Raw genomic sequence first — 20881 nt, forward strand, 5'->3', positions numbered from 1 at the left:
CATGTACAAGTTGATTTCGTAATAATGATTTAAATGTCTAGATAAGGGGATGGAGTATGAGTGAATTAGAAGTTAGGTTGGAGCGTCTTAGGGAAGAACAAATAGGCGATATTGTATCATTATCTTCTTATATTGGTTGGGATTATAACAGAGAAGAAATTGAGACTATTTTTAACGCAGGGATTGTATACGGTGTTTGGAATGAGAAAGAGGAACTAATTGCTAGCGCGGCAATAATATTATATGGGGAGAAATTAGCATCTATCGGAATGGTGATTGTACATCCAGATTATAAGGGGAGAGGGATTGGAAAGATAATAACGGAAGCGTGCGTTAAAAGCGTATCAGCTCATACTCCAATTATGCTTATTGCTACGGATGAAGGGAAACCTTTATATGAAAAGTTAGGATTTAGGGCAGTAAGTTATGTTTCTAAATACATATGTAACTCATACAATGCGAAAGATTATTGTATAAGAAATGAAGATTATGTGATGAATTATGAAGAGGGTGATTTAGAAAAAATAATAAAAATAGATGAATATGCGTTTGGAACAAATAGAAAAGAGTTTTTAAAGAAAAGAATTATGCAAAGTGAACAGTGTATCGTTGTAAAGGACAAGGAACAAAATGTATTAGGTTACGGTTTAAGCATACAAACACCAGAAAATAAGATAATAGGGCCGGTTGTTGCTAAAAATGATGAGATGGCAATGAGAATTGTACATGATTTAGCAAAAGGGCATAATGGTAAATTAAGAATTGATGTACTAGAAGGAAAGAAAGATTTCATGAAAGTATTAGAGATTGCTGGTTTTAAAAAGGTGAATACACCACCAATTATGATGAAAAATAGCGGTCAATTATTAAAAAGGAATAATGAGTTATATAGCATTGCAGCACAAATTTTTGGGTGAAAAAGAATCCTTCTGAATGAAGGATTCTTTTTCGCTAATCACGATATTGATCATGAGTCGGCTGAAAGAGGTCTTCCTCGATATCTCTCACCATAGAAAAATGATCAACGTTATAATGACCGTGTAAAGTTTTATTGTGATGACCAATAATTTGTTCTGCAGACAATACATTAGAATCAGTTGTTGAATGACCGTTTTTAATTAATGTAACGTCAAATCCTTGTACAGTTGCTGCTCTAACTGCAGTGTCAATGCAATGTTCTGTTTTACATCCGCCTATAACAATATGATTAATGTTTTCTTCTTTTAAAAGTTCAAGTAAAGAAGTGCCGTAGAATGAATTGGTTGCTGCTTTATTAATAAAGATTGCAGACTGAGGTATTTGAATTTGATTATGTACTTCAAATCCTTCGCCACTACCAGAAGCAACATCGATATCTCTTACGAAAACAATAAGGGCATTTGAATCTATTGCTTTCTGCAGGGCTATATTTAGTGTAGATAATAGCTCAGTTTTACGAAAAACTTCATTTTCTTGCTCATTTCCATCAATTAATTCTTGCTGAGCGTCGATAATTAATAGTGCTTGTTTCATCGTGTCTCCCCTTTAATATGAAATAAGTTCCACTGTACATATTCCTTCAGATTGTTAGAAAATCCTCCATTGTAAGCGAAGTAGAAGATTGATTTACAAAGTTGTCAAAGAAATTTCATTCTCATAGCGTGTAAAAACATGTATGATAGGAGATGGAGAATTTTTGAGTAGGTGGGAATAACATGCAAACAGTAGAAGATTATCTTTCATTCTTACATACGAAAGGATTTAAATTATCAGAGGAAGCACAAGGGTTTATTATGTTTGGACAAGGATATACTGGTGCGTCTGATGGGATTGTGAACGCAGCAATAGAAGCGACAATTAAACATCAATTGCAGTTTGATGGTAGTTATTTCGTTGCGTTATTAGAACGATTGAAAGAGGAAGAAATTACAGATAAAAAAAGCGCTAAGGCTTTTATGCGGAAGTTACAAGCGTAACTTCACGCAGCCTGCGCTTCTTTTTTTGTTTTGGAAGGTAATTCAACAAAAATCATGCCTAGAAAAATACATAGACATCCGATAATAGCAGAAATAGAAAGTTGTTCATTTGCAACGAGAACGCCTGTTAATGCAGCAAAAACGGGCTCCATTGCGAAAATAATTGCTACCCTCGTTGGAGAAGTGTGTTTTTGTGCCGATGTTTGAATGAAAAAAGCAATAGATGTTGCAAACAGGGCAGTTAGAAAGAGTGCGAATAAAAAGGATTGATTCGTCCATAGTGATACTGAAAATAACTTTTCCCAATCTTCAAACAAAAAAGCGCAAATAGAAGAAAATATACCAACAGCTAATACTTGAGATGTGCTTAATAATAAAGGTGATATTTTTTTAGAAAAGAAGCCGTTAATAAGAATATGGGCAGCGAAAGCGACTGCACAACCAAGAACAAGTATATCTCCTATATTTAATTGGAAAGAATCAGCAGCTGTTAATAAGTACAAACCTGTTGTAGCTACAGCAATACCAAGTATGATGAAAATGGTGGCTTTTTGTTTTAAAAAGATAAATGATAAGATTGGGACCATAACAATGCTTAGCCCAGTTAAGAAACCTGCTTTTGAAGAAGTTGTATAAAGTAAGCCAAATGTTTGTAATAAATAGCCGACAAATAAGAAGAACCCAACCATTAATCCAGCTAAACTACTATGTTTTAATTCTTGTTTTGAAGTTTTCTGTGAAAAAATAATTTGAACGAATAATAAAATAATTCCAGCGAATAAAAAGCGAATACCATTAAACGTAAATGGACCAACGAAAGACATAGCGTTTTGAACGACAACAAACGTAGCTCCCCAAATAAAAGAGACAAATAATAAAGCAAGAGGAGCAATCCACTCTTTTTTCACACTCATACCCCCGTTAATTTTGTAAGATAGCTTTTCTAGCTAATTCATCAGCTACTTTATTTTGACTACTTGGAATCCACTTAATAAAAAAGAGATCGAAGTTTTTTATGTACTGTAGTGCTTCATCTAAAAGAGGTACAAATATTGTATTTTTTGCGTATTCCTTTTCAACAGCCCGCTCAACAAGCTGCGAATCTGTACGAAAAGAGACAGTGCTATAATTATGCTCAATGCAATATTTTAATGCTATAAGTAAAGCGCGGTATTCTGCTTCATGATTGGACATTGTTCCAAGTGGTACTGATAATTGTACAGGCGGCTGAACGCCTTTAATAAACACTCCTGCACCAGAAGGACCAGGATTTCCTTTTGATGCACCATCAATATATACTTCAATCAAAATGAGAAACCTCCAAATTATAAGATGATCCCCTACTTAAATATTTTTTTGAAGTAGGGGATAGAGTAGTTATCCGATTGTGATGCTGTAACGACATGTAAATGTTTCATTCGCTTGTAAAGATTGAATTCCCTTTTTGTCCTTGAAATCTTTTGCTGGATTTACTTCATCAGCGATTCCATACCAAGGTTCAATACATAAGAAAGGTGCGTTATTCCCTGGTGTCCATACGCCGACAAATGGAAATCCATCAAATTCTACTTTTACAAATTTATTATGTTTATGAGAACGAATCGAAATTTCATTTGTATTCATATGTTCAAAAATAAGCGCATCATTTTTGAATAAATCATATGTAAGTGGCAATTCAGTCGTATTTTCAGCGATTAATTGCTTTTTGTTTGAAAGATAAGGTCCTTCTAATATGCTTGTTTCTAAGCGTTCCAAACCATTAAACGATAAGTGATAATCTGTAAATGATTCACCGTCCAATAAAGGGAAGTTGAATCCAGGGTGTGCTCCAATTGAGAAGAACACCTCTTTTGAAGTAGGATTGTTTACTTCATATGTTACATGAACACTTTGTCCATCTAGCTCATAAGAAACGAGTAATTCGAATTCGTATGGGTATTTTTTTAATGTTTCTTCATTACTAGTAACGGTATAAGTGATCTTTGTTTCGCTTTGTTCTTTCACAGAGAAAGTAAGATCACGGGCGAAACCGTGTTGTGTTAATGAATATGCTTTACCGTCTACGTAGTATGTATTATCTACTAATCGACCGACAATTGGGAACAAAATTGGTGCACGGCGTCCCCAATAAGTAGAATCACCTTGCCATAAATATTCTATGTTGTCTTCTTTTAAGCGAACGCTCTGTAATTCTGCACCTTTGTCAGAAATGGAAACGATCACTTTTTCATTTTGAATTGTTGCTGTCATGAAGTGAAACCTCCTAAATCTTTCATATGTTTTATTATACGTTGTCTTAAAGAAAAAAGGTAGTTCACGATAGGAATCTATTGACGAAAGAGGGGCTACCACGTAAAATATAATCTTGTTGCTTAAAAAACGAATAACGTGGTTCGAAACCATCCCACGTAAAAAAACTAAGGAGATTTTGTCATGAATATTAGAACATTAGTCGGTAATGGTATTTTAGCGGCATTATATATTGCTGTTTCTATGCTTATTCAGCCATTTGGCTTTACGAATGTACAGTTTCGTATTTCAGAGATGTTTAATCATCTCGTTGTATTTAACAAGAAAGCAATTTACGGAATTGTATTAGGTGTATTTTTAACGAATCTCTTTTTCTCACCTATGATCGCTTATGATTTAGTATTTGGAGTAGGTCAATCTATTCTTGCATTAGTTGCAACGATTATTTCTATGCGGTTTATTAAAGGTGTTTGGGCTCGTATGATTTTTAATACAGTTATCTTTACGATTACAATGTTTATGATTGCAATTGAACTTCATCTTGCATTTGATCTACCATTTATGTGGACTTGGTTAACATGTGCAGCAGGAGAATTCGTAGTAATGGCGATCGGTATGCCTGTAATGTACTGGATTAATAAGCGAGTACAATTTGAAAGATTTATGTAATAGATGAAAGAGCTATTCCTATGGGATAGCTCTTTTTGTATGTAATCATATTGAATATTATGCTGTGACTCTAGATAAAATATAATAAAATAAAGTGAGGCTTTCATTAGCTGGCTACATATAAGAAGTCTTATATAAGGGGAATGTAGTATGAAATATAAAATTCATTGGTTGTATAAAACGAAGCGCGGGTTGCAGACGGAATTAACAACAGAGTATATGAGCATAGAAGAAGTACTTCAATTTGCAGAGGATTTTGAGAAAACAGGAAGAGTAAAAGAATTTTCATTTTATGATGAAATGGACGCAGAATGGTCATTAAAAGAGATGAAAAAGTTAAGTAAGCAAGTAGAGGAAGAGCCCCAAGAAATACTCGTTTATTTTGATGGTGGGTATGATGTGCAAACGAAAGAAGCTGGCGTTGGTATATGTGTGTATTATAAAAAAGGAAATACAAACTACCGCATTCGCCGCAATGCATATATAGAAGGTATATATGATAATAATGAAGCGGAATATGCATCATTATTATACGGTATGAATATACTCGAGGAACTAGGGATTAAGTATGAAGCAGTTACACTTCGCGGAGACTCACAAGTGGTACTGCAGCAATTAGCCGGAGAATGGCCTTGTTATGATGAACATTTAAATCATTATTTAGATCAAATTGAACAAAAGGCGAAGCAAATGAAATTAAAACTTATATGTGAGCCGATATCTAGAAAACAAAATAAAGAAGCACATCAATTAGCTACGCAAGCATTGGAAGGAACAGTTATTGATAGTCATAAAGAAATAACTGAATAGAGAGGTGCAAAGGTGGATAAAAAGCAACTCATTACAGAGGTAAATGACTTATTAGAAACGTATTGTGAAGGCTGTTTTTTGCGAGAACATAATCGAAAGACAAATAGTAAGTATTACGCTCATTCATTTTGTATAAGGCAATGTACAGTTGGAGAAACATTGAAAAAGTATGGAGACCAGTTGTCATGAAAAACATCCAGAGAAAATTCTCTGGATGTTTTTTAGTGTCTTGCTTCGTTTAGTTGATGCTCACATTTATTTAATTTCTTTTCCTCATTCATTAAAAATGGTTCATCTAAATCAGTTGCAACAGATTTCATAATTTCAAGCTGAGAGCGAGCTGCTTCTACAGCAGTAGTAGCATGCTCTAATGTATCTGGATCCATTGAAATTGTTGCTGATCCTACCATTTTTTGTGCTGTTTCTACACGGAATTTCACTTCTTCAAAATCATTTACTTCTGATCCCATTAATAATTCCTCCTTTGTATAGTGCGCATTTCACATAGTTTTTGCTCTGTAAAACGGAAATATACAAAGGAATAACAAAGGAGGTTACCAAGTAAGGTAACCTCCTGTTATATGTTGGATTAAAGTTTTACTACGTTAGCAGCTTGAGGTCCGCGGTTACCTTCAGTAATGTCGAAAGATACTTCTTGACCTTCTTCTAAAGCTTTGTAGCCGTCGCCTTGAATAGCAGAGAAATGTACGAATACATCGTCAGCGCCTTCCATTTCGATAAATCCAAAACCTTTTTCGTTGTTAAACCATTTTACTTTTCCTTGCATGTTACAATTCCTCCTAAAAGCGTTTACTATTTTCATTTAGTGAAATTCATTTTAAAAGATAATATAAACTAAAAATGCTATATTCTTGAATATTCTGCTAAATGATTAATTTAAATATACACGAATTGGGAGAATTTAGTCAAGTAAGCGATTTTATTTTTTTGTATTTTTAAATAATTTTTCAGTCAAATTTTTAAATAGGTATAGGACAGGCCGAGTATGTAATATTCTTAATTGAATGCTATACATAATGAGGTGAAAGAATGAATAAGTCTTACTTATTAGATAATGAAGGAATGAGAACGAGAACCGACATACCGGATTGGGTTGCAAAAGAATTTGAGATTTTTTCAAATATTGTGTTAGAACCAACTTTTCCATGTTATTTCGGTTTAACAGCTTTGAAAAAGAATGAACTTCGTTATTCATTTCTTTCTCATAATGATTGGAGTCATTTGCCACATACAATGTTATCTTTTTTAGAGTTAATGAAAGAGAGGCCGATTGTAAGAAGGGGCTTTTTCCTTTTTGTAGAACCGGAATGTGAAGAACAGCCACTCGAATATTACCGTGATTCCTTTTGGAAAGTGTTACAGTATTTACATGAAAACGATAATCAAGCATGGCCAAAGCAAATTCCTGAAGATCCAGACCATTATTTATGGGAATTTTCATTTGGTGGTGAGCCAATATTCGCATTTGGAAATGCGCCAGCTTATAAACAACGAAAAACTAGACATTTAGGGAATTCTCTCGTTATTGGGTTTCAGCCACGCACTATTTTTGATGGATTAGAGGGAGATCGTCCTAAAGGAGCATATTCAAGACAAATGGTCCGTGAGCGAGTTGAAAAGTGGGATCAATTGCCGAAACATCCTAACATTAGTCATTATGGTGACCCAGAGCATCGTGAATGGAAACAATATTTCATAGGAGACGATGTAGAGCCAATAAAAGGGAAATGTCCTTTTCTTCATAGGATAGAAAAGTAAGAGCCATCACTTAGATGGCTCTTTTGTATATTTTGGATAAAAAAGGGTATTTTATTATGAAAGCTAGTCTATTTTTTCAAATTACATCATTAACTAGTAGTAAAGAGAGTAGAAAGGATAGAGCGATGTTTGGAGCAATTATACAGCAAATCGTATTAGGTATATCATTAGCTGCGCCAGTAGGGCCGATTAATATTGAAATGTTAAAACGAGGAATTGAACGTGGGTTTTGGCACGCTTGGGTTGTTGGAATTGGTGGAATGACTGCAGATGTTTTATTTATGCTTCTCATTTATTTCGGTTTATCTTCTGTGTTTATGTATACATATGTACAAGCCCTCATGTATTGCACGGGTTTTTTCTTGTTATTTTATTTAGGATTTCAAAGTGTAAAACAAGGAATTTTCGACTCGAATATGGAATATAAAAAAGAAGAGGTAGGTGGCCTTAAGCAATCGTTTATGGCAGGATTTTTAATTGCGATATCCAATCCATTAAATCTTGTTTTTTGGTTTGGTATATACGGAAGTACACTTAGCTCATTACTTACGAAGGTAACGAAACAAGAAGCTTTTTTGTACAGTCTTTGCATTATTGTTGGTATTATTTTATGGAATTTAAATATTGCTTTTTCTGTACATTTTGGAAGAACTTTATTAAAACCAAAAGCGCTTGGCTACATAACAGCCGGAGCAGGTATTATTTTAGTAGGTTACTCTATACATTTTGCATACAAAGCTTTACAGTTGTTCACATAAGATTGAAGGGGAGATTTTTATGTATCGAACCACTATTGACGGAAAAGAAATTATAATTACGTTAGCGCCAAAAATCCGAAAAGAAATTACTGATAGAAATCCACTATATGAAGCGGTATTTCATAATGCTGCAAGATTGTTACAAACAAAGCAACCGACGTTTGCAGTAAATCATGAAATACTTGGGCTCATTATTGGAGAAGTGCAAAGAGGAGAAGTAACAGTGTTTGCAGTGGAACATATTATTCCGAAGCAAAATATATTTGGACCAAACAATTTTTTCTCGACAATAGAACAGCAGGCAAATTTGTAAAGTGAATAGAATAAGAATAGAAAAGAAATAGTCGTAACGATATGTTGCGGCTGTTTTTTTGGAAAAGGGGGAAACAAGATGAAGAAAGTGGGGAAAGAGTTCTTTTTACAACATGATATCGTTATTATGTATAGCATTCTATTTGTTTTCATTATTATTTTAAAAATGCAATTTTTTACGTGGTTTGGCATGTTAGCATGTATGTTTGGGATTGTTTTCTATACACTTAATGAATATATGACACATCGTTTTTTATTCCATATAAAGCCACCTAAAAACACATTTCTATTAAAAATGTTAAGAAGATTGCATTATGATCACCACGTATATCCAGATGATTTAAAACTTTTGTTTTTACCTGTATGGTTTAGTATACCTAGTTTTACGATATATTTACTTATAGCATATGGTATTACAAAAAGTGTTACTATTACACTTTCATTTGGAATCGGAATGATTATTATGCTGCTCGTTTACGAATGGAAACATTATATTGCTCATAGACCGATTCGTCCCGTCACTAAGTTTGGAAGATGGCTAAAAAAACAACATATATTACACCATTATAAAAATGAAAAGTTTTGGTTTGGTGTTTCAAATCCAGTATTCGATTTTATATTTGGAACACTTAAAGACGGAAAAGATGTTGAGCTAAGCGAAACGGCTCGTAATTTAGAAAAGGAAAAAAAGACAAAAGTAGTGCGTTAAGCACTGCTTTTGTCTTAATGAGGATAAATAAGTAAAGTGTCACTTTATTTTGAAAAAGTATATTAAAAATTTAGGGGAAATTGCCGAAAAATGTCTATCAAAAAATCTTTGCATGAATGCATGGATTGTCTAAAATGAATGTAAGTTTCTGAATATTTATAAAATTTAGTCTTTAGGTATGCAAGGGGGAAGTGTATTTCAAGTAAGAGAGGGGATCGGTTAATGAAACGAGACGATACGTCAGCACGTAAGTTGCAAAATGAGGTGAATTATACAGAGGTCGTTCAGTCGGAAGAATTTCAATTGTTATTAAATACGAAAAAGAAGTTTATCATTCCAATGAGTATTTTCTTTTTTAGTTTTTTTATCGCATTACCTATTCTAACATCGTATTCAAAGGTGCTTAATACACCTGCATTTGGAGACGTTACATGGGCGTGGGTATTTGCTTTTTCCCAATTTATCATGACATGGGCACTATGTATGATTTACAGCAAAAAAGCAGAATCATTTGATGAAATCTCCCGAAAAATTCTGCAAGATATGAAAAAAGGGAGGGGCTGAACTTGAATACTACTGCATTTGCACTATTTTTAATTATTGTTCTTGGTACGCTCGTCATAACCTATTTTGCATCGAAAAAAACGAAAAATGCGAGTGAATTTTATACGGCTGGAGGGGGATTAACTGGTTGGCAAAATGGTCTGGCCATTGCTGGAGATTACATGTCTGCTGCTTCATTTCTCGGTATAGCTGGAGCAATCGCATTAACTGGGTTTGATGGATTCTTTTATAGTATCGGTTTTTTAGTTGCTTATCTAGTTGTACTATATCTTGTTGCAGAACCGCTTAGAAATTTAGGAAAGTACACTTTGGCGGATATGATTGCAGCACGCTTTGATGCGAAAAAAGTTCGCGGAGTTGCAGCTCTTAATACGATGACGATTTCTATTTTTTATATGATTGCACAATTAGTTGGCGCGGGTGCACTTATTAAATTATTATTAGGGATTGAATATACGACATCTGTATTAATCGTTGGAACACTTATGACGGTGTATGTTATTTTTGGAGGTATGACAGCAACGAGCTGGGTACAAATCGTAAAGGCTGTATTACTTATGGCTGGTACGTTTATTATTTCTGTTATCGTTTTCGCAAAATTCAACTTCAGCGTGACTGAAATGTTCGCTCAAATGAAAACAGCTACACCTTTAAAAGATTCATTTTTAAATCCAGGTGTAAAGTATAAGGATGGTCTTGATACACTTTCTTTAAATTTAGGACTAGTACTTGGTACAGCTGGATTACCACATATACTTGTCCGCTTTTTTACAGTACGTGATGCAAAAACTGCACGTCAATCTGTCGTATATGCGACGTGGTTAATTGGTGCATTTTATATTATGACGATTTTCTTAGGATTTGGTGCGGCAGCGTTTGTAGGAAATGAAGCGATTATTAAAGCAAACCCAGCTGGTAATATGGCGGCACCTTTATTAGCCAAAGCGTTAGGTGGAGACTTCTTATTTGCTTTCGTATCAGCAATTGCTTTTGCAACGATTTTGGCTGTAGTGGCAGGTCTTGTATTAACAGCAGCATCAGCATTCGCTCATGATTTTTATAATGAAATCATTCGTAAAGGAAAATCAACGGAAAAAGAGCAAGTATCCATGGCTCGTTATGCATCTATTGGAGTAGCGATACTATCTATCATACTTGCATTATTTGCCCAAACATTAAACGTAGCATTTTTAGTATCATTAGCATTTGCAGTTGCAGCGAGTGCAAATCTACCAGTAATTTTATTTACAATATATTGGAAGCGTTTTAATACAACGGGTGCTATTTCTGGTATGATTGTGGGTCTCGTATCAGCTATTGTTCTCGTAGCGTTGAGTCCGAATGTTTGGAACCCTGTAGCTGGAAAAGCTATTTTTGTTGGGGAAGCGATATTTCCATATACGACACCAGGAATTATTTCAATTCCGCTCGGATTTCTTGCAGCATATTTAGGAACTGTTTTATCTAGTAAGAAAGAAGATGCAGCGAAATTTGATGAAATTCTCGTAAAATCTAATACTGGTCACGGTATTAGCGATGCGTCTTCACATTAAATAAAAGAGGAGCTTTTCGATAGATAAGAAAAGCTCTTTTTTCTTTTGTCATTTTCTTGTAAATATTACTGAGTTGTAAGTAGGATTTGTCTTAATTTTGTGGAATGAAAATAGCAGGGAGAAATTTAAGTCATCATGGCACCAGCGCAGCTTTTGTGAAAAATAAGTTGTTATGGAAGGTGGAAGTAATGATGAAAGCGAAGCAAACTGATGAATTATTAGCAAAAGATGAGCAATATGTTTGGCACGGAATGCGTCCCTTTAGTCCAAATAGTACAATGGTAGGGGCAAAAGCTGAAGGGTGCTGGGTTGAAGATATACAAGGAAAAAGATATTTAGATGGTATGAGTGGCCTTTGGTGTGTCAATAGTGGATATGGAAGAAAGGAGCTCGCAGAAGCGGCTTATAAGCAATTACAAACATTATCATACTTTCCAATGTCACAATCCCATGAGCCAGCTATAAAGCTTGCTGAAAAGTTAAATGAGTGGCTTGGGGGAGAGTATGTTATTTTCTTCTCAAATAGTGGTTCAGAAGCGAACGAAACAGCTTTTAAAATAGCAAGACAATACTATGCTCAAAAAGGTGAACCACATCGTTATAAATTTATGTCACGTTATCGTGGGTATCATGGGAATACAATGGCGACAATGGCAGCGACGGGACAAGCGCAGCGTAGATATCAATATGAACCGTTTGCTTCAGGTTTTTTACACGTAACACCACCGGATTGTTACCGTATGCCTGGGATTGAAGGGCAGCATATTTATGATGTAGAATGTGTGAAAGAAGTCGATCGTGTTATGACGTGGGAATTAAGTGAAACAATTGCCGCTTTTATTATGGAACCAATTATTACAGGCGGGGGCATATTAATGCCACCACAAGACTATATGAAAGCTGTTCATGAGACGTGTCAAAAACACGGTGCCTTGCTTATTAGTGATGAAGTAATTTGCGGTTTCGGTCGTACAGGAAAAGCATTTGGGTTTATGAATTATGATGTGAAGCCAGATATTATTACGATGGCAAAGGGCATTACGAGCGCATATTTACCATTATCTGCAACAGCTGTGAAAAAAGAAATATATGAGGCTTTTAAAGGTAAAGGAGAATATGAATTCTTCCGCCATATTAATACATTTGGTGGAAATCCAGCAGCTTGTGCATTAGCACTTAAAAACTTAGAGATTATGGAAAATGAAAATTTAATCGAGCGATCTGCGCAAATGGGTTCCCTTTTATTAGAGCAACTAAAAGATGAAATTGGGGAACATCCGCTTGTTGGGAATATTAGAGGAAAAGGCCTATTAGTTGGAATTGAATTAGTAAATGATAAAGAGACGAAAGAGCCAATTGATAACGACAAAATTGCAAGTGTTGTAAATGCTTGTAAAGAAAAGGGCTTAATTATAGGACGCAATGGTATGACAACAGCAGGATATAATAACGTTTTAACATTAGCGCCGCCTCTTGTTATTTCAAGTGAAGAGATTGCTTTCGTTGTTGGAACGTTGAAGACAGCGATGGAGCGTATTTAATAAATAGAGAGAGGAGCGAGCTGTAATATAAGGCTCGCTCTTGTTTAGTAGGAGGGGACTTTTAATGGAGAAATATGATCCTAACAAACATTATCACATCGGATATTATGAAGACGGATATGATTTAGAAGTGACGGCGTACAAAAGAATAAATGAACCAGTTTGGGATGCTTATATTCCGCACTATGAGGCAGACGATTTTTATAAGAAAGTGGAGGAAATGAAACTGGGTGAATATATAGATGATTATGGTATTAAGGTGTATTCATTTAGTAATGATATCAATGATGAAGAAGCACGAACTATTTTTGAAAAATGGTTAAAAAAGAACGAGATTGTTTAAAGATAAAACAAAAAGGAGATTGCTATCTTATAAAATAGCAATCTCCTTTTATTATAGTAAACTTATTTACTTGCTTTCATTGCTTTATCTTTTGCACCAAAAGTGTATTTTAACATTGGTGGTGTAATCATTGTAGTTAAAATAACGACAATAACGATTGCTGTAAAGTAATCTTGTGCCAATAGACCTGAAGAAAGTCCTGTTCCTGCAATGATAAGTGCAACTTCACCACGAGAAACCATTCCAGCACCGATAATTGCAGAAGACTTAGCGTCAAATCCAGTCATTCGTGCACCGAATCCACAGCCGATTAATTTCGTTAATACAGCGATAACAGTTAATGCTAAGATGAACCAAATTTGATTGCCGATACCGTCAAATGTAATATTCATACCGATACTAACGAAGAATACGGGAACGAACATAGCGTAAGCAATTGGTTCTACTTTCTTTTCTACTTCATGTTTGTAGTTTGTTTGAGAAATTGCAATACCAGCAGCGAAAGCACCGATAATACCAGCAATTCCTAATAATTCGCCGAAATATGCGAATGAGAAACAGATGATAAGGGCCGCGCTCACGATAGACTCAGATACGCGCAGTGGTGATAACCAGCGCATAATCGCAGGAACACCTTTCCATCCGATTAAAATAATAGAAGCGAAGAATACTACTTTCTTCAAGATAACCATTGTTAAGTTAACATCATCAGTACCTAAGAAGCTCATTGCAAATGCTAATAAAATAACGACAAGAATGTCATCAAATACAGCTGCGCCTAGCATAGTTGTACTTTCACGTGTTTTCATCTTTCCTAAATCGCGAAGTGTTTGAACGGAAATACTAACACTTGTCGCACATAAAAGTAATCCTAAGAATACAGCGTTTCCTTGTTCCATTCCCATAATAAGGCCGGAAACGTAACCACCTACGAATGGAAGAATGATACCTCCGAGTGCAACTGCTAAAGAAGAATTACGATTGGCGTTTAATTCTTCTAAGTCTGTTTCAAGTCCAGCCATAAACATTAAGAGAATAACCCCGACATTACTTAATTGAGTTAGAAGCTCTGAATTTTCAATCCAACCTAATACAGCTGGACCGATAACGATACCGACAATTAATTTACCTAGTACAGAAGGTTGACCTAATCTAACACTAAGATCACCAGCAAGCTTTGTACTTAATAAAATAAGTGCAATTTGAAAGAAAAATTCGAATTCCATCTGATCCTCTCCTCGTCATTTTTAATTTTATCATACGATTTCTCGGAATTTGCCTAATGAAAATATGTAAAACCCATTAAACAAAAGGGTCTGGTTACAAGTTCTTTTGAACTCGTAATTTGAACCTGTAATTAATATATAATAGATTTTATAAAAAATCAATGAAAAAATGGGAGCTTTTTGAGGAAGAAGCTGCCTTATTGGGATATAGGTGTAAGAGTAGTGTGTGAATTTTATATGTATAAAATAGTATGAAGTCCTTTTCCATTACAAATAATAAATTCTACATACTATTTCACGAACTATAACTGTGAAAGGGAGGATTTATAATTTGAAGGCATTAAAAAATAACTTGTCTATTGTTGCTTTAGGTGGAGTAAATGAAATAGGAAAAAATATGTATGCTATCCAATATGAAAATGATATTGTCGTCATTGATTGTGGATCTAAATTTCCAGATGAAAGTTTATTAGGGATTGATTTAATAATTCCAGACGTCACATATTTGCAAGAAAATAAAGAAAAAATTCGCGGTTTAATAGTAACGCACGGGCATGAGGACCATATTGGCGGAATACCATATTTTTTAAAACAACTAAATGTACCAATCTATGCAACAAAGTTAACGTTAGGTTTAATTGAAATTAAATTAAAGGAACACAATCTTCAAAATGATACGGAATTAATCGTTATTCATTCAGAATCAGAAATTGATTGTGGTTCTATTAAGGCAACTTTTTTTAAAACGAACCACAGTATTCCGGATTGCCTCGGTATTGTTTTTCATACACCAGAAGGTACTGTAGTACATACAGGTGATTTTAAATTTGATTTAACACCAGTAAATAATCAACATCCTGATATTCATAAAATGGCTAAAATAGGAAGTGAAGGTGTACTAGCTTTATTATCTGAAAGCACAAATGCAGAACGCCCAGGTTTTACTCCATCAGAAAGGTCAGTAGGAGAACGGATAGAGGAAATATTTATGAAAGCAAATAGAAAAGTAGTTATTTCTACGTTTGCTTCTAATGTGAATCGTGTTCAGCAAATAGTTGAAGCATGTATAAAAACAAATCGAAAACTAGCTTTGCTAGGGAGAAGTATGGTAAATGTAGTAGAGGTTGCTCTAGAGAAAGGTTATTTACATATTCCAGAAGGTATGTTGATTGAAGCAAATGAGGTAAATCGTTTAGATCCAAAGCAGGTTGCAATACTTTGTACAGGAAGTCAAGGAGAACCAATGGCAGCTTTAGCGCGTTTAGCTAGTGGAAACTATAGACAAGTGGATATTTTACCAGAAGATACGGTTATTATAGCCGCGACCCCTATCCCAGGAAATGAACGTAACGTTTCTCGAATTATCGATAATTTATTTGCATTAGGAGCAAAGGTGATTTACGGATCAGGTAGTTCTACTGGAGTGCATGTATCCGGTCATGCATATCAAGAAGAGTTGAAGTTAATGCTTACATTAATGAAGCCAAAATATTTTATTCCAATTCATGGAGAGTTTAGAATGCTACATCACCATAGTTTGTTAGCAGAATCAATTGGTATTGAAAAGGAAAATATCTTTATTGTACGTAATGGAGATGTTGTAGATATAAGTAATGAAGTGGCAATTCAATCTAGAAGAATACAGGCAGGAAATATATATGTAGATGGATTAGGAATTGGAGATGTTGGAAATGCATTATTACGTGATCGTAAACAACTTTCAGAAGATGGAATGCTCGTTATAGTTATTACTTTTAATAAAGTGGATGGAGAAATAATTTCAGGTCCAGATATTATTTCTCGTGGATTTGTCTATGTCCGTGATTCAGAAGAATTTCTAAGAGAATTAAATAAATTAGCTGTTATTACGATTAATAATTTAAAGAAAGAGAATGTGAATAGCTGGGGTATTTTGAAAAGGGAGGTAAGAGAAGCATTAGGGAAGTATATATATACAAATACAAAACGAAAGCCGATGATTCTTCCTATAATAATAGAGGTTTAATAGTAAAAAAGAATTCTCGTATGGGAATTCTTTTTTGTTTTGAAGAGAAAATGAACATATAATGAAATAAATAGAAATGGAAGGAAATAAAAGATGTTATTAAATAAACGTTTTACAATTGGAGAAATGGCGAAAATGCATAATATCGCAGAATCTACATTAAGGTATTATGATGAAAAAGGAATTTTTCATCCGTCCATTGTGGATCCTCAAACGAATTATCGTTATTATACAATCGATCAATTTTCATTGTTAGATACGATTAAATTTTTACGCCAGTTAAATATTCCGTTAAAGGAAATTAAGAAATATATTGATGAAAGAAATCCAGCATACGCACTCAATTTACTGGAAAAACAACAAGAGATGATGCTGAAGAAACAAAGAGAAATTGAGTATGCTTTGGCGAAAATGGAGCATAGAATTCATTTAATTAAGAAAGCAACAAAAGCAAAAGCTGAACAAATGGTAATTAAAGAGATTCCGCAGCGAAAAATTACAGCAATTGCGGTTGCTCCAAATACGACGGATGATATGTTTGAGTACTACATCCATTCGTTACAAAAAAATATGAGGCAAATGGATGATAGTTTATTTTCTGGAGATATTGGTGTAACTGTTGCGAAAAAAGGATTAATGCAAAATGAGTTTCAAGCATATAGCAGTGTATTTATTCTTTTGGATTATATGCCGTATGAAGTGCATACTTCAGATGAAATTAAAGAAGGTTTATATGCTTGCTCTTATCATCATGGACCGTATGAAGAAACAGATGCAACGTACAAGGAGTTACTTACATACATTGATAAAGAAGGTTACGAAGTACATGGAGATTCGATTGAGATTGGATTGATTGATTGGTCTGTAACAGAAAATCCAGAGGAGCAAGTAACAGAAATTCAAATTCCTGTAGTGAAAAAATAAGATGAAAACCTTTGAATTGATTACAAATTTACATTCATTAGTATAAGTCAGTTACCTGTTTTTTAATTCTCTCTTGACCTTCAAGTTACTTGAAGGTTTAAACTGAGAAAAGAGAGTTGAAAAAAAGGAGCATATTAGAGTATGGAAGCAACAGAAAAATTAAGAGAAGAACCGATAAAAAGCTTATTTATTTCTTATTTAATACCAGCCGTTCTTGGAATGGTATTAATGTCAGTGAATATTGTAATTGACGCGGTCATGATTAGTAGAGGAGTTGGGGCGAACGGTTTAGCAGGAGTGAACGTGGCTATTCCAGCATTTTCGATTTTCTTCTCTATTTCATTATGGATCGGAATGGGCGGGGCAACGTTATACTCCATTGCATTAGGCGAAAATAAACGAGAAAGAGCAAGGTCTATTTTTACTCAATCCATGACGGTAGCAGTTGTTATCGTAGGGATTTTAGCAGCGATTTGCTTATGGAGAATAGAAGATTTAGCATACTTATTTGGTGCAAATGAAGTGATTCTACCATATGCGTTAGACTATTTACACGTATTATTAACATTTGGAATGATATACGTTTTAGAAAATATTTTAAGTACATTCATACGAAATGATGGAAATCCTAATTTAGCAATGGCTGGTCTTGTTGTAACAGCTGTATTAAATATAGTGTTTGACTATATCTTTATTTTTATCTTTGGATGGGGCGTAACAGGTGCTGCTTCAGCGACTATTCTTTCGGCAGCGATTGGTTTCCTTGTATTATTAACTCATTTCTTTAGAAAAAGTAGTATTTTAAAGTGGACGAAATTCCATTTTGAATGGGATACTGTCAAACAAATTATGGTGATTGGTTTCCCAAGTTTTACAGCAGAAAGTACGGTTGCAATCGTAACGATTGGTTTTAATATCGCATTCGTCCAATATGCAGGAGAAGTAGGAGTAGCTTCCTATGCGATGGTGAATAGTATTCATGCAATGACATTACTATTATTCTTTGGTGTTGGAGCAGCATTACAGCCAATTGCTAGTTTCCATTACGGGGCAAATTTATCAGAGAGACTTCGTGAAGGATTGAAGTTTGCTGTGAAAATTGCAGTTGTCCTCGGAGGCATTGCGATAATTGTCGGATTATTCTTCGGGAAATATATCATTGGTTTATTTGATGTCCAATCTCCAGAATTATTGGAGTTAACCTTAACAGGTATTAGCTTATTCTTTATCCAATACGTATTTTTAGGTTATAACATTGTGTATGGAGAGTACTTCCAATCAGTGCGACAAACGAAGAAATCAGTACTTATTATAATGAGCAGAGGATTACTATTTATTATTCCATTGTTATGGATTATGCCAAAATTATTTGGGATAAACGGAATTTGGCTCGTTATGCCAGTTGCAGAAGTAATGACAGCGATTATCGTATTTACGATGAATCGTATGAAACATCCTGTTCCATTAAATATGGCAGGAGAGAAAGAAGCGATATGATGAAGAAAATCCCCTTAAGCAATTAAGGGGATTTTTTTATTCCTTTAAACTAATCGCAAAAGATCCATCCGTTTCTTGAACAGAAGCAAAGGCAACGTTTTTAATATTTGTAATTCCTTTTTCCTTTAATTCTTTATATAACCATTTTTCATCTTTATGTATTAACTTTAAGTTATCATATTGAATTTGTGAATCGACGATAAGTGCAATTGGTAATCCAGCATACTTAACTTCTATGTTTAAATCTTTTGGAGTTAATGGTACAAGTTCTCTTTTTGGTAAAATACTAATAGCGCCGTTCGCTTCTAAAATAGCGTATTCAATTTCATGAACACTTGGATATCCTGCAACGCGAAGATTAGAAAGCAGTTCTGCAATGGGGTATCTACTTTTTTGTAAGTTCTCAAAAATAATATCACCATGTTTAATTAAAATGATAGGGTGTCCGAGAATAAAACGATTTAGTTTGTTGAATAGGCTTAATTTTGTAAGGAGTAAATGTAAACATGTGATAATAACCATACCGAGAAATGCTTGTAAAGCACCAGAGACGGGTATGGCTTGGAAAGCTAAATAAGATAAAAAGATTATAGCCCCAAAATCATGAGGAGTTAGTTGTGCTAACGCGGATTTACCGAGTAACTTAAGCGATAGTAAAAATAAGATAAAAAAGAACGACACGTTACATAAAAAGAGAAGCAATAGAGACACTCCTTCGTGTAAAGTTGTACTTACTATTCCCGAAAGTAATATAAATATTACCTTTCAGAGGATAAATTAGGGTTTATTGGAATCTGTCTGTATACAAACAAATAAATGGATATTATCATGAAGGAAGTAAAAGAAAATAGGAGTATATGAATATGAGAAAGAAGAAAATAATGAAGGGCATTTTAGTTGTTATAATGATTTGCGCCGTGTATGCGGGGTTTTTACAATATCACATTTATAAGCATGGGCATATGAATGCAACCTACGATGCTGATTACATAATTGTACTAGGATCGAAAGTAAATGGGACGAAACCATCTTATTCATTGCAATATCGTATTGATAAAGCAGCTGAATATTTAAAATCACATGAGAAAACAATCGCTATCGTATCTGGAGGACAAGGAAAAGGCGAAGACATTTCAGAAGCATTAGCAATGAAACAAGGACTAATAAAACAAAATATCGCAGAAGACCGCATTATAATGGAGGACAAATCTACGAGTACAGATGAGAATATTACATTCTCAAAACCGTTAATTCCAGCCGATATGAAAAAAGGTATGATCGTAACAAATGATTTTCACATGTTTAGAGCGAAAAAAATAGCGGCCAAACAAGGTTTACAATTAGAAGGTCTTCCGGCAAAAACACCGAAACCAATCATCATTCCATCGAATATACGAGAATATTTAGCAATTACACAGTATTGGTTTATGAATCGAATATAGTGAAAGTGATCCCGTCTGAAACTTCAGGCGGGATTTAGTTTGAGGAAAATCTTACAAATATGTCACGTTCGTGAAAGGTAAAGCGATAGTTTCTAGAATGATTTCCTGACATAATGAAGGTAACAAAAACTATTTAGAGGTGAATCGGATGAAAGGAAATAATATTTTATCTTCGTTATGTTACTTTAGTATCTTTTTTGCACCATTTTTACTACCAATTATCGTGTACTTTGTTGCAGAAGATGAAGTGAAGTATCACGCGAAAAAAGCATTTTGGTCACATGTTTTCCCATACGCAATCTTATTTGGAGGACTAGCAGTATCAGGCATGTACGGTTTAGGTTTCAATCAATCTGACGGTGCTGGAATTGGAATGGCTATCACATATGCAGTGTTCATTCTTGTAGGAATTTACTACTTCATTTGGAATATCGTAAAAGGTATTAAAGTTTTGAAAACGGCGTAATAAGATAAGTATAATTTCATTTACCGTATCGATAAACGTTTTAAAAAAGAGCAGTTCAAAAAAAGAATTGCTCTTTTT

Annotated in this window: 26 protein-coding genes and 1 riboswitch; of the genes, 18 read left to right on the top strand and 8 right to left on the bottom strand. The window is 34.4% G+C overall.

The genetic code is table 11. The annotated features are described in order from the left end of the window. The first annotated feature begins 56 nt into the window (after window positions 1-56). On the top strand, window positions 57-917 hold the full coding sequence (locus tag ACTFP3_RS04420; RefSeq protein ID WP_440009392.1) for a GNAT family N-acetyltransferase: 861 nt from the start codon (window positions 57-59) through the stop codon (window positions 915-917). 34 nt (window positions 918-951) lie between these two features. Here ACTFP3_RS04420 and ACTFP3_RS04425 read toward each other — a convergent pair whose 3' ends face one another. Continuing rightward, window positions 952-1512, bottom strand: a complete 561-nt coding sequence (locus ACTFP3_RS04425) for a cysteine hydrolase family protein (RefSeq protein WP_016122201.1) — start codon at window positions 1510-1512, stop codon at window positions 952-954. A gap of 182 nt (window positions 1513-1694) precedes the next feature. Here ACTFP3_RS04425 and ACTFP3_RS04430 point away from each other — a divergent pair, with 182 nt between their 5' ends. Next, a complete protein-coding gene (locus tag ACTFP3_RS04430) occupies window positions 1695-1955 on the top strand; it encodes a DUF6123 family protein (RefSeq protein WP_001195212.1) in 261 nt (86 codons plus the stop codon). A gap of 2 nt (window positions 1956-1957) precedes the next feature. Here ACTFP3_RS04430 and ACTFP3_RS04435 read toward each other — a convergent pair whose 3' ends face one another. The 3 genes from ACTFP3_RS04435 to ACTFP3_RS04445 form a co-directional block, all read right to left on the bottom strand. Further along, window positions 1958-2863, bottom strand: coding sequence for a DMT family transporter (locus tag ACTFP3_RS04435; protein WP_000712605.1), 906 nt, complete (start codon window positions 2861-2863; stop codon window positions 1958-1960). Between the two features lie 13 nt (window positions 2864-2876). Next, window positions 2877-3263: a reverse transcriptase-like protein gene (locus ACTFP3_RS04440; protein ID WP_086384966.1), complete on the bottom strand. Its 387-nt coding sequence runs from the start codon at window positions 3261-3263 to the stop codon at window positions 2877-2879. Window positions 3264-3332: 69 nt separating this feature from the next. Further along, the gene (locus ACTFP3_RS04445; protein WP_440009397.1) at window positions 3333-4205 is read right to left on the bottom strand and encodes an aldose 1-epimerase family protein; all 873 of its coding nucleotides are present in this window, start codon (window positions 4203-4205) and stop codon (window positions 3333-3335) included. Between the two features lie 132 nt (window positions 4206-4337). Next, a riboswitch (PreQ1 riboswitch) is annotated at window positions 4338-4382 on the top strand. Window positions 4383-4388: 6 nt separating this feature from the next. Between ACTFP3_RS04445 and ACTFP3_RS04450 the strand changes: the two genes are divergently transcribed. The 3 genes from ACTFP3_RS04450 (at window position 4389) to ACTFP3_RS04460 (ending at window position 5873) form a co-directional block, all read left to right on the top strand. Continuing rightward, complete coding sequence (locus ACTFP3_RS04450) at window positions 4389-4874, top strand: QueT transporter family protein (protein ID WP_001026471.1); 486 nt, start codon at window positions 4389-4391, stop codon at window positions 4872-4874. 150 nt (window positions 4875-5024) lie between these two features. After that, window positions 5025-5684, top strand: a complete 660-nt coding sequence (locus tag ACTFP3_RS04455) for a ribonuclease H family protein (RefSeq protein ID WP_000875557.1) — start codon at window positions 5025-5027, stop codon at window positions 5682-5684. Between the two features lie 12 nt (window positions 5685-5696). After that, window positions 5697-5873 (top strand): zinc-finger domain-containing protein, encoded by a 177-nt coding sequence (locus tag ACTFP3_RS04460; RefSeq protein WP_002023738.1) that lies wholly within the window; start codon window positions 5697-5699, stop codon window positions 5871-5873. A gap of 32 nt (window positions 5874-5905) precedes the next feature. Here the strand turns inward: ACTFP3_RS04460 and ACTFP3_RS04465 are convergent, their stop codons facing one another. Together ACTFP3_RS04465 and cspB are read right to left on the bottom strand one after the other, a co-directional pair. Then, on the bottom strand, window positions 5906-6154 hold the full coding sequence (locus ACTFP3_RS04465; RefSeq protein WP_000534392.1) for a DUF2564 family protein: 249 nt from the start codon (window positions 6152-6154) through the stop codon (window positions 5906-5908). Window positions 6155-6273: 119 nt separating this feature from the next. After that, the gene (gene cspB / locus ACTFP3_RS04470; protein ID WP_001161731.1) at window positions 6274-6471 is read right to left on the bottom strand and encodes a cold shock-like protein CspB; all 198 of its coding nucleotides are present in this window, start codon (window positions 6469-6471) and stop codon (window positions 6274-6276) included. Between the two features lie 263 nt (window positions 6472-6734). On the opposite strand from cspB, the gene ACTFP3_RS04475 reads away from it, so the two are divergent. The 8 genes from ACTFP3_RS04475 (at window position 6735) to ACTFP3_RS04510 (ending at window position 13243) form a co-directional block, all read left to right on the top strand. Then, window positions 6735-7463, top strand: coding sequence for a YqcI/YcgG family protein (locus ACTFP3_RS04475; RefSeq protein ID WP_440009401.1), 729 nt, complete (start codon window positions 6735-6737; stop codon window positions 7461-7463). 14 nt (window positions 7464-7477) lie between these two features. Further along, the gene (locus tag ACTFP3_RS04480; RefSeq protein ID WP_140335645.1) at window positions 7478-8221 is read left to right on the top strand and encodes a LysE family transporter; all 744 of its coding nucleotides are present in this window, start codon (window positions 7478-7480) and stop codon (window positions 8219-8221) included. Window positions 8222-8240: 19 nt separating this feature from the next. Further along, entirely contained in the window at window positions 8241-8534 is a 294-nt protein-coding gene (locus ACTFP3_RS04485) for a hypothetical protein (protein ID WP_048656995.1), read from the top strand. 78 nt (window positions 8535-8612) lie between these two features. Next, a complete protein-coding gene (locus ACTFP3_RS04490) occupies window positions 8613-9242 on the top strand; it encodes a sterol desaturase family protein (RefSeq protein WP_000755401.1) in 630 nt (209 codons plus the stop codon). 222 nt (window positions 9243-9464) lie between these two features. Further along, on the top strand, window positions 9465-9806 hold the full coding sequence (locus ACTFP3_RS04495) for a DUF485 domain-containing protein (protein ID WP_025709227.1): 342 nt from the start codon (window positions 9465-9467) through the stop codon (window positions 9804-9806). A 2-nt stretch (window positions 9807-9808) separates the two neighbouring features. Next, window positions 9809-11359, top strand: coding sequence for a solute symporter family protein (locus ACTFP3_RS04500; protein ID WP_001098235.1), 1551 nt, complete (start codon window positions 9809-9811; stop codon window positions 11357-11359). A gap of 191 nt (window positions 11360-11550) precedes the next feature. After that, window positions 11551-12900 carry an aspartate aminotransferase family protein gene (locus ACTFP3_RS04505; protein ID WP_440009405.1) on the top strand — a complete coding sequence of 450 codons (1350 nt, stop codon included), beginning with the start codon at window positions 11551-11553 and terminating at the stop codon, window positions 12898-12900. 64 nt (window positions 12901-12964) lie between these two features. Beyond that, on the top strand, window positions 12965-13243 hold the full coding sequence (locus ACTFP3_RS04510; protein WP_153595208.1) for a DUF3986 family protein: 279 nt from the start codon (window positions 12965-12967) through the stop codon (window positions 13241-13243). Between the two features lie 62 nt (window positions 13244-13305). Here ACTFP3_RS04510 and ACTFP3_RS04515 read toward each other — a convergent pair whose 3' ends face one another. Further along, window positions 13306-14469: a cation:proton antiporter gene (locus ACTFP3_RS04515; RefSeq protein ID WP_000393889.1), complete on the bottom strand. Its 1164-nt coding sequence runs from the start codon at window positions 14467-14469 to the stop codon at window positions 13306-13308. Between the two features lie 331 nt (window positions 14470-14800). Here ACTFP3_RS04515 and ACTFP3_RS04520 point away from each other — a divergent pair, with 331 nt between their 5' ends. The 3 genes from ACTFP3_RS04520 (at window position 14801) to ACTFP3_RS04530 (ending at window position 18895) form a co-directional block, all read left to right on the top strand. Continuing rightward, entirely contained in the window at window positions 14801-16474 is a 1674-nt protein-coding gene (locus tag ACTFP3_RS04520) for a ribonuclease J (RefSeq protein ID WP_000645621.1), read from the top strand. A 93-nt stretch (window positions 16475-16567) separates the two neighbouring features. Then, window positions 16568-17398 (top strand): MerR family transcriptional regulator, encoded by an 831-nt coding sequence (locus ACTFP3_RS04525; RefSeq protein ID WP_000925935.1) that lies wholly within the window; start codon window positions 16568-16570, stop codon window positions 17396-17398. 141 nt (window positions 17399-17539) lie between these two features. Then, entirely contained in the window at window positions 17540-18895 is a 1356-nt protein-coding gene (locus ACTFP3_RS04530; RefSeq protein ID WP_440009409.1) for an MATE family efflux transporter, read from the top strand. Between the two features lie 36 nt (window positions 18896-18931). Here the strand turns inward: ACTFP3_RS04530 and ACTFP3_RS04535 are convergent, their stop codons facing one another. After that, the gene (locus tag ACTFP3_RS04535) at window positions 18932-19597 is read right to left on the bottom strand and encodes a DUF421 domain-containing protein (protein ID WP_025709222.1); all 666 of its coding nucleotides are present in this window, start codon (window positions 19595-19597) and stop codon (window positions 18932-18934) included. Between the two features lie 161 nt (window positions 19598-19758). Here ACTFP3_RS04535 and ACTFP3_RS04540 point away from each other — a divergent pair, with 161 nt between their 5' ends. After that, the gene (locus ACTFP3_RS04540) at window positions 19759-20337 is read left to right on the top strand and encodes a YdcF family protein (protein ID WP_025709221.1); all 579 of its coding nucleotides are present in this window, start codon (window positions 19759-19761) and stop codon (window positions 20335-20337) included. A gap of 148 nt (window positions 20338-20485) precedes the next feature. Continuing rightward, window positions 20486-20803: a DUF4870 domain-containing protein gene (locus ACTFP3_RS04545; protein WP_000678055.1), complete on the top strand. Its 318-nt coding sequence runs from the start codon at window positions 20486-20488 to the stop codon at window positions 20801-20803. The last annotated feature ends 78 nt before the right edge of the window (window positions 20804-20881 follow it).

Origin of the sequence: Bacillus cereus group sp. MYBK5-2, assembly GCF_051915685.1 — a bacterium.
Classification (GTDB): domain Bacteria; phylum Bacillota; class Bacilli; order Bacillales; family Bacillaceae_G; genus Bacillus_A; species Bacillus_A cereus.

What these genes read in the sequence shown, in the direction of transcription:
- ACTFP3_RS04420 (WP_440009392.1), top strand. Translation starts at nt 57, where the DNA reads ATGAGTGAATTAGAAGTTAGGTTGGAGCGTCTTAGGGAAGAACAAATA.
- ACTFP3_RS04425 (WP_016122201.1), bottom strand. Translation starts at nt 1,512, where the DNA reads ATGAAACAAGCACTATTAATTATCGACGCTCAGCAAGAATTAATTGAT.
- ACTFP3_RS04430 (WP_001195212.1), top strand. Translation starts at nt 1,695, where the DNA reads ATGCAAACAGTAGAAGATTATCTTTCATTCTTACATACGAAAGGATTT.
- ACTFP3_RS04445 (WP_440009397.1), bottom strand. Translation starts at nt 4,205, where the DNA reads ATGACAGCAACAATTCAAAATGAAAAAGTGATCGTTTCCATTTCTGAC.
- ACTFP3_RS04450 (WP_001026471.1), top strand. Translation starts at nt 4,389, where the DNA reads ATGAATATTAGAACATTAGTCGGTAATGGTATTTTAGCGGCATTATAT.
- ACTFP3_RS04455 (WP_000875557.1), top strand. Translation starts at nt 5,025, where the DNA reads ATGAAATATAAAATTCATTGGTTGTATAAAACGAAGCGCGGGTTGCAG.
- ACTFP3_RS04465 (WP_000534392.1), bottom strand. Translation starts at nt 6,154, where the DNA reads ATGGGATCAGAAGTAAATGATTTTGAAGAAGTGAAATTCCGTGTAGAA.
- cspB (WP_001161731.1), bottom strand. Translation starts at nt 6,471, where the DNA reads ATGCAAGGAAAAGTAAAATGGTTTAACAACGAAAAAGGTTTTGGATTT.
- ACTFP3_RS04475 (WP_440009401.1), top strand. Translation starts at nt 6,735, where the DNA reads ATGAATAAGTCTTACTTATTAGATAATGAAGGAATGAGAACGAGAACC.
- ACTFP3_RS04480 (WP_140335645.1), top strand. Translation starts at nt 7,478, where the DNA reads ATGGCTCTTTTGTATATTTTGGATAAAAAAGGGTATTTTATTATGAAA.
- ACTFP3_RS04485 (WP_048656995.1), top strand. Translation starts at nt 8,241, where the DNA reads ATGTATCGAACCACTATTGACGGAAAAGAAATTATAATTACGTTAGCG.
- ACTFP3_RS04490 (WP_000755401.1), top strand. Translation starts at nt 8,613, where the DNA reads ATGAAGAAAGTGGGGAAAGAGTTCTTTTTACAACATGATATCGTTATT.
- ACTFP3_RS04495 (WP_025709227.1), top strand. Translation starts at nt 9,465, where the DNA reads ATGAAACGAGACGATACGTCAGCACGTAAGTTGCAAAATGAGGTGAAT.
- ACTFP3_RS04505 (WP_440009405.1), top strand. Translation starts at nt 11,551, where the DNA reads ATGAAAGCGAAGCAAACTGATGAATTATTAGCAAAAGATGAGCAATAT.
- ACTFP3_RS04510 (WP_153595208.1), top strand. Translation starts at nt 12,965, where the DNA reads ATGGAGAAATATGATCCTAACAAACATTATCACATCGGATATTATGAA.
- ACTFP3_RS04515 (WP_000393889.1), bottom strand. Translation starts at nt 14,469, where the DNA reads ATGGAATTCGAATTTTTCTTTCAAATTGCACTTATTTTATTAAGTACA.
- ACTFP3_RS04525 (WP_000925935.1), top strand. Translation starts at nt 16,568, where the DNA reads ATGTTATTAAATAAACGTTTTACAATTGGAGAAATGGCGAAAATGCAT.
- ACTFP3_RS04530 (WP_440009409.1), top strand. Translation starts at nt 17,540, where the DNA reads ATGGAAGCAACAGAAAAATTAAGAGAAGAACCGATAAAAAGCTTATTT.
- ACTFP3_RS04540 (WP_025709221.1), top strand. Translation starts at nt 19,759, where the DNA reads ATGAGAAAGAAGAAAATAATGAAGGGCATTTTAGTTGTTATAATGATT.
- ACTFP3_RS04545 (WP_000678055.1), top strand. Translation starts at nt 20,486, where the DNA reads ATGAAAGGAAATAATATTTTATCTTCGTTATGTTACTTTAGTATCTTT.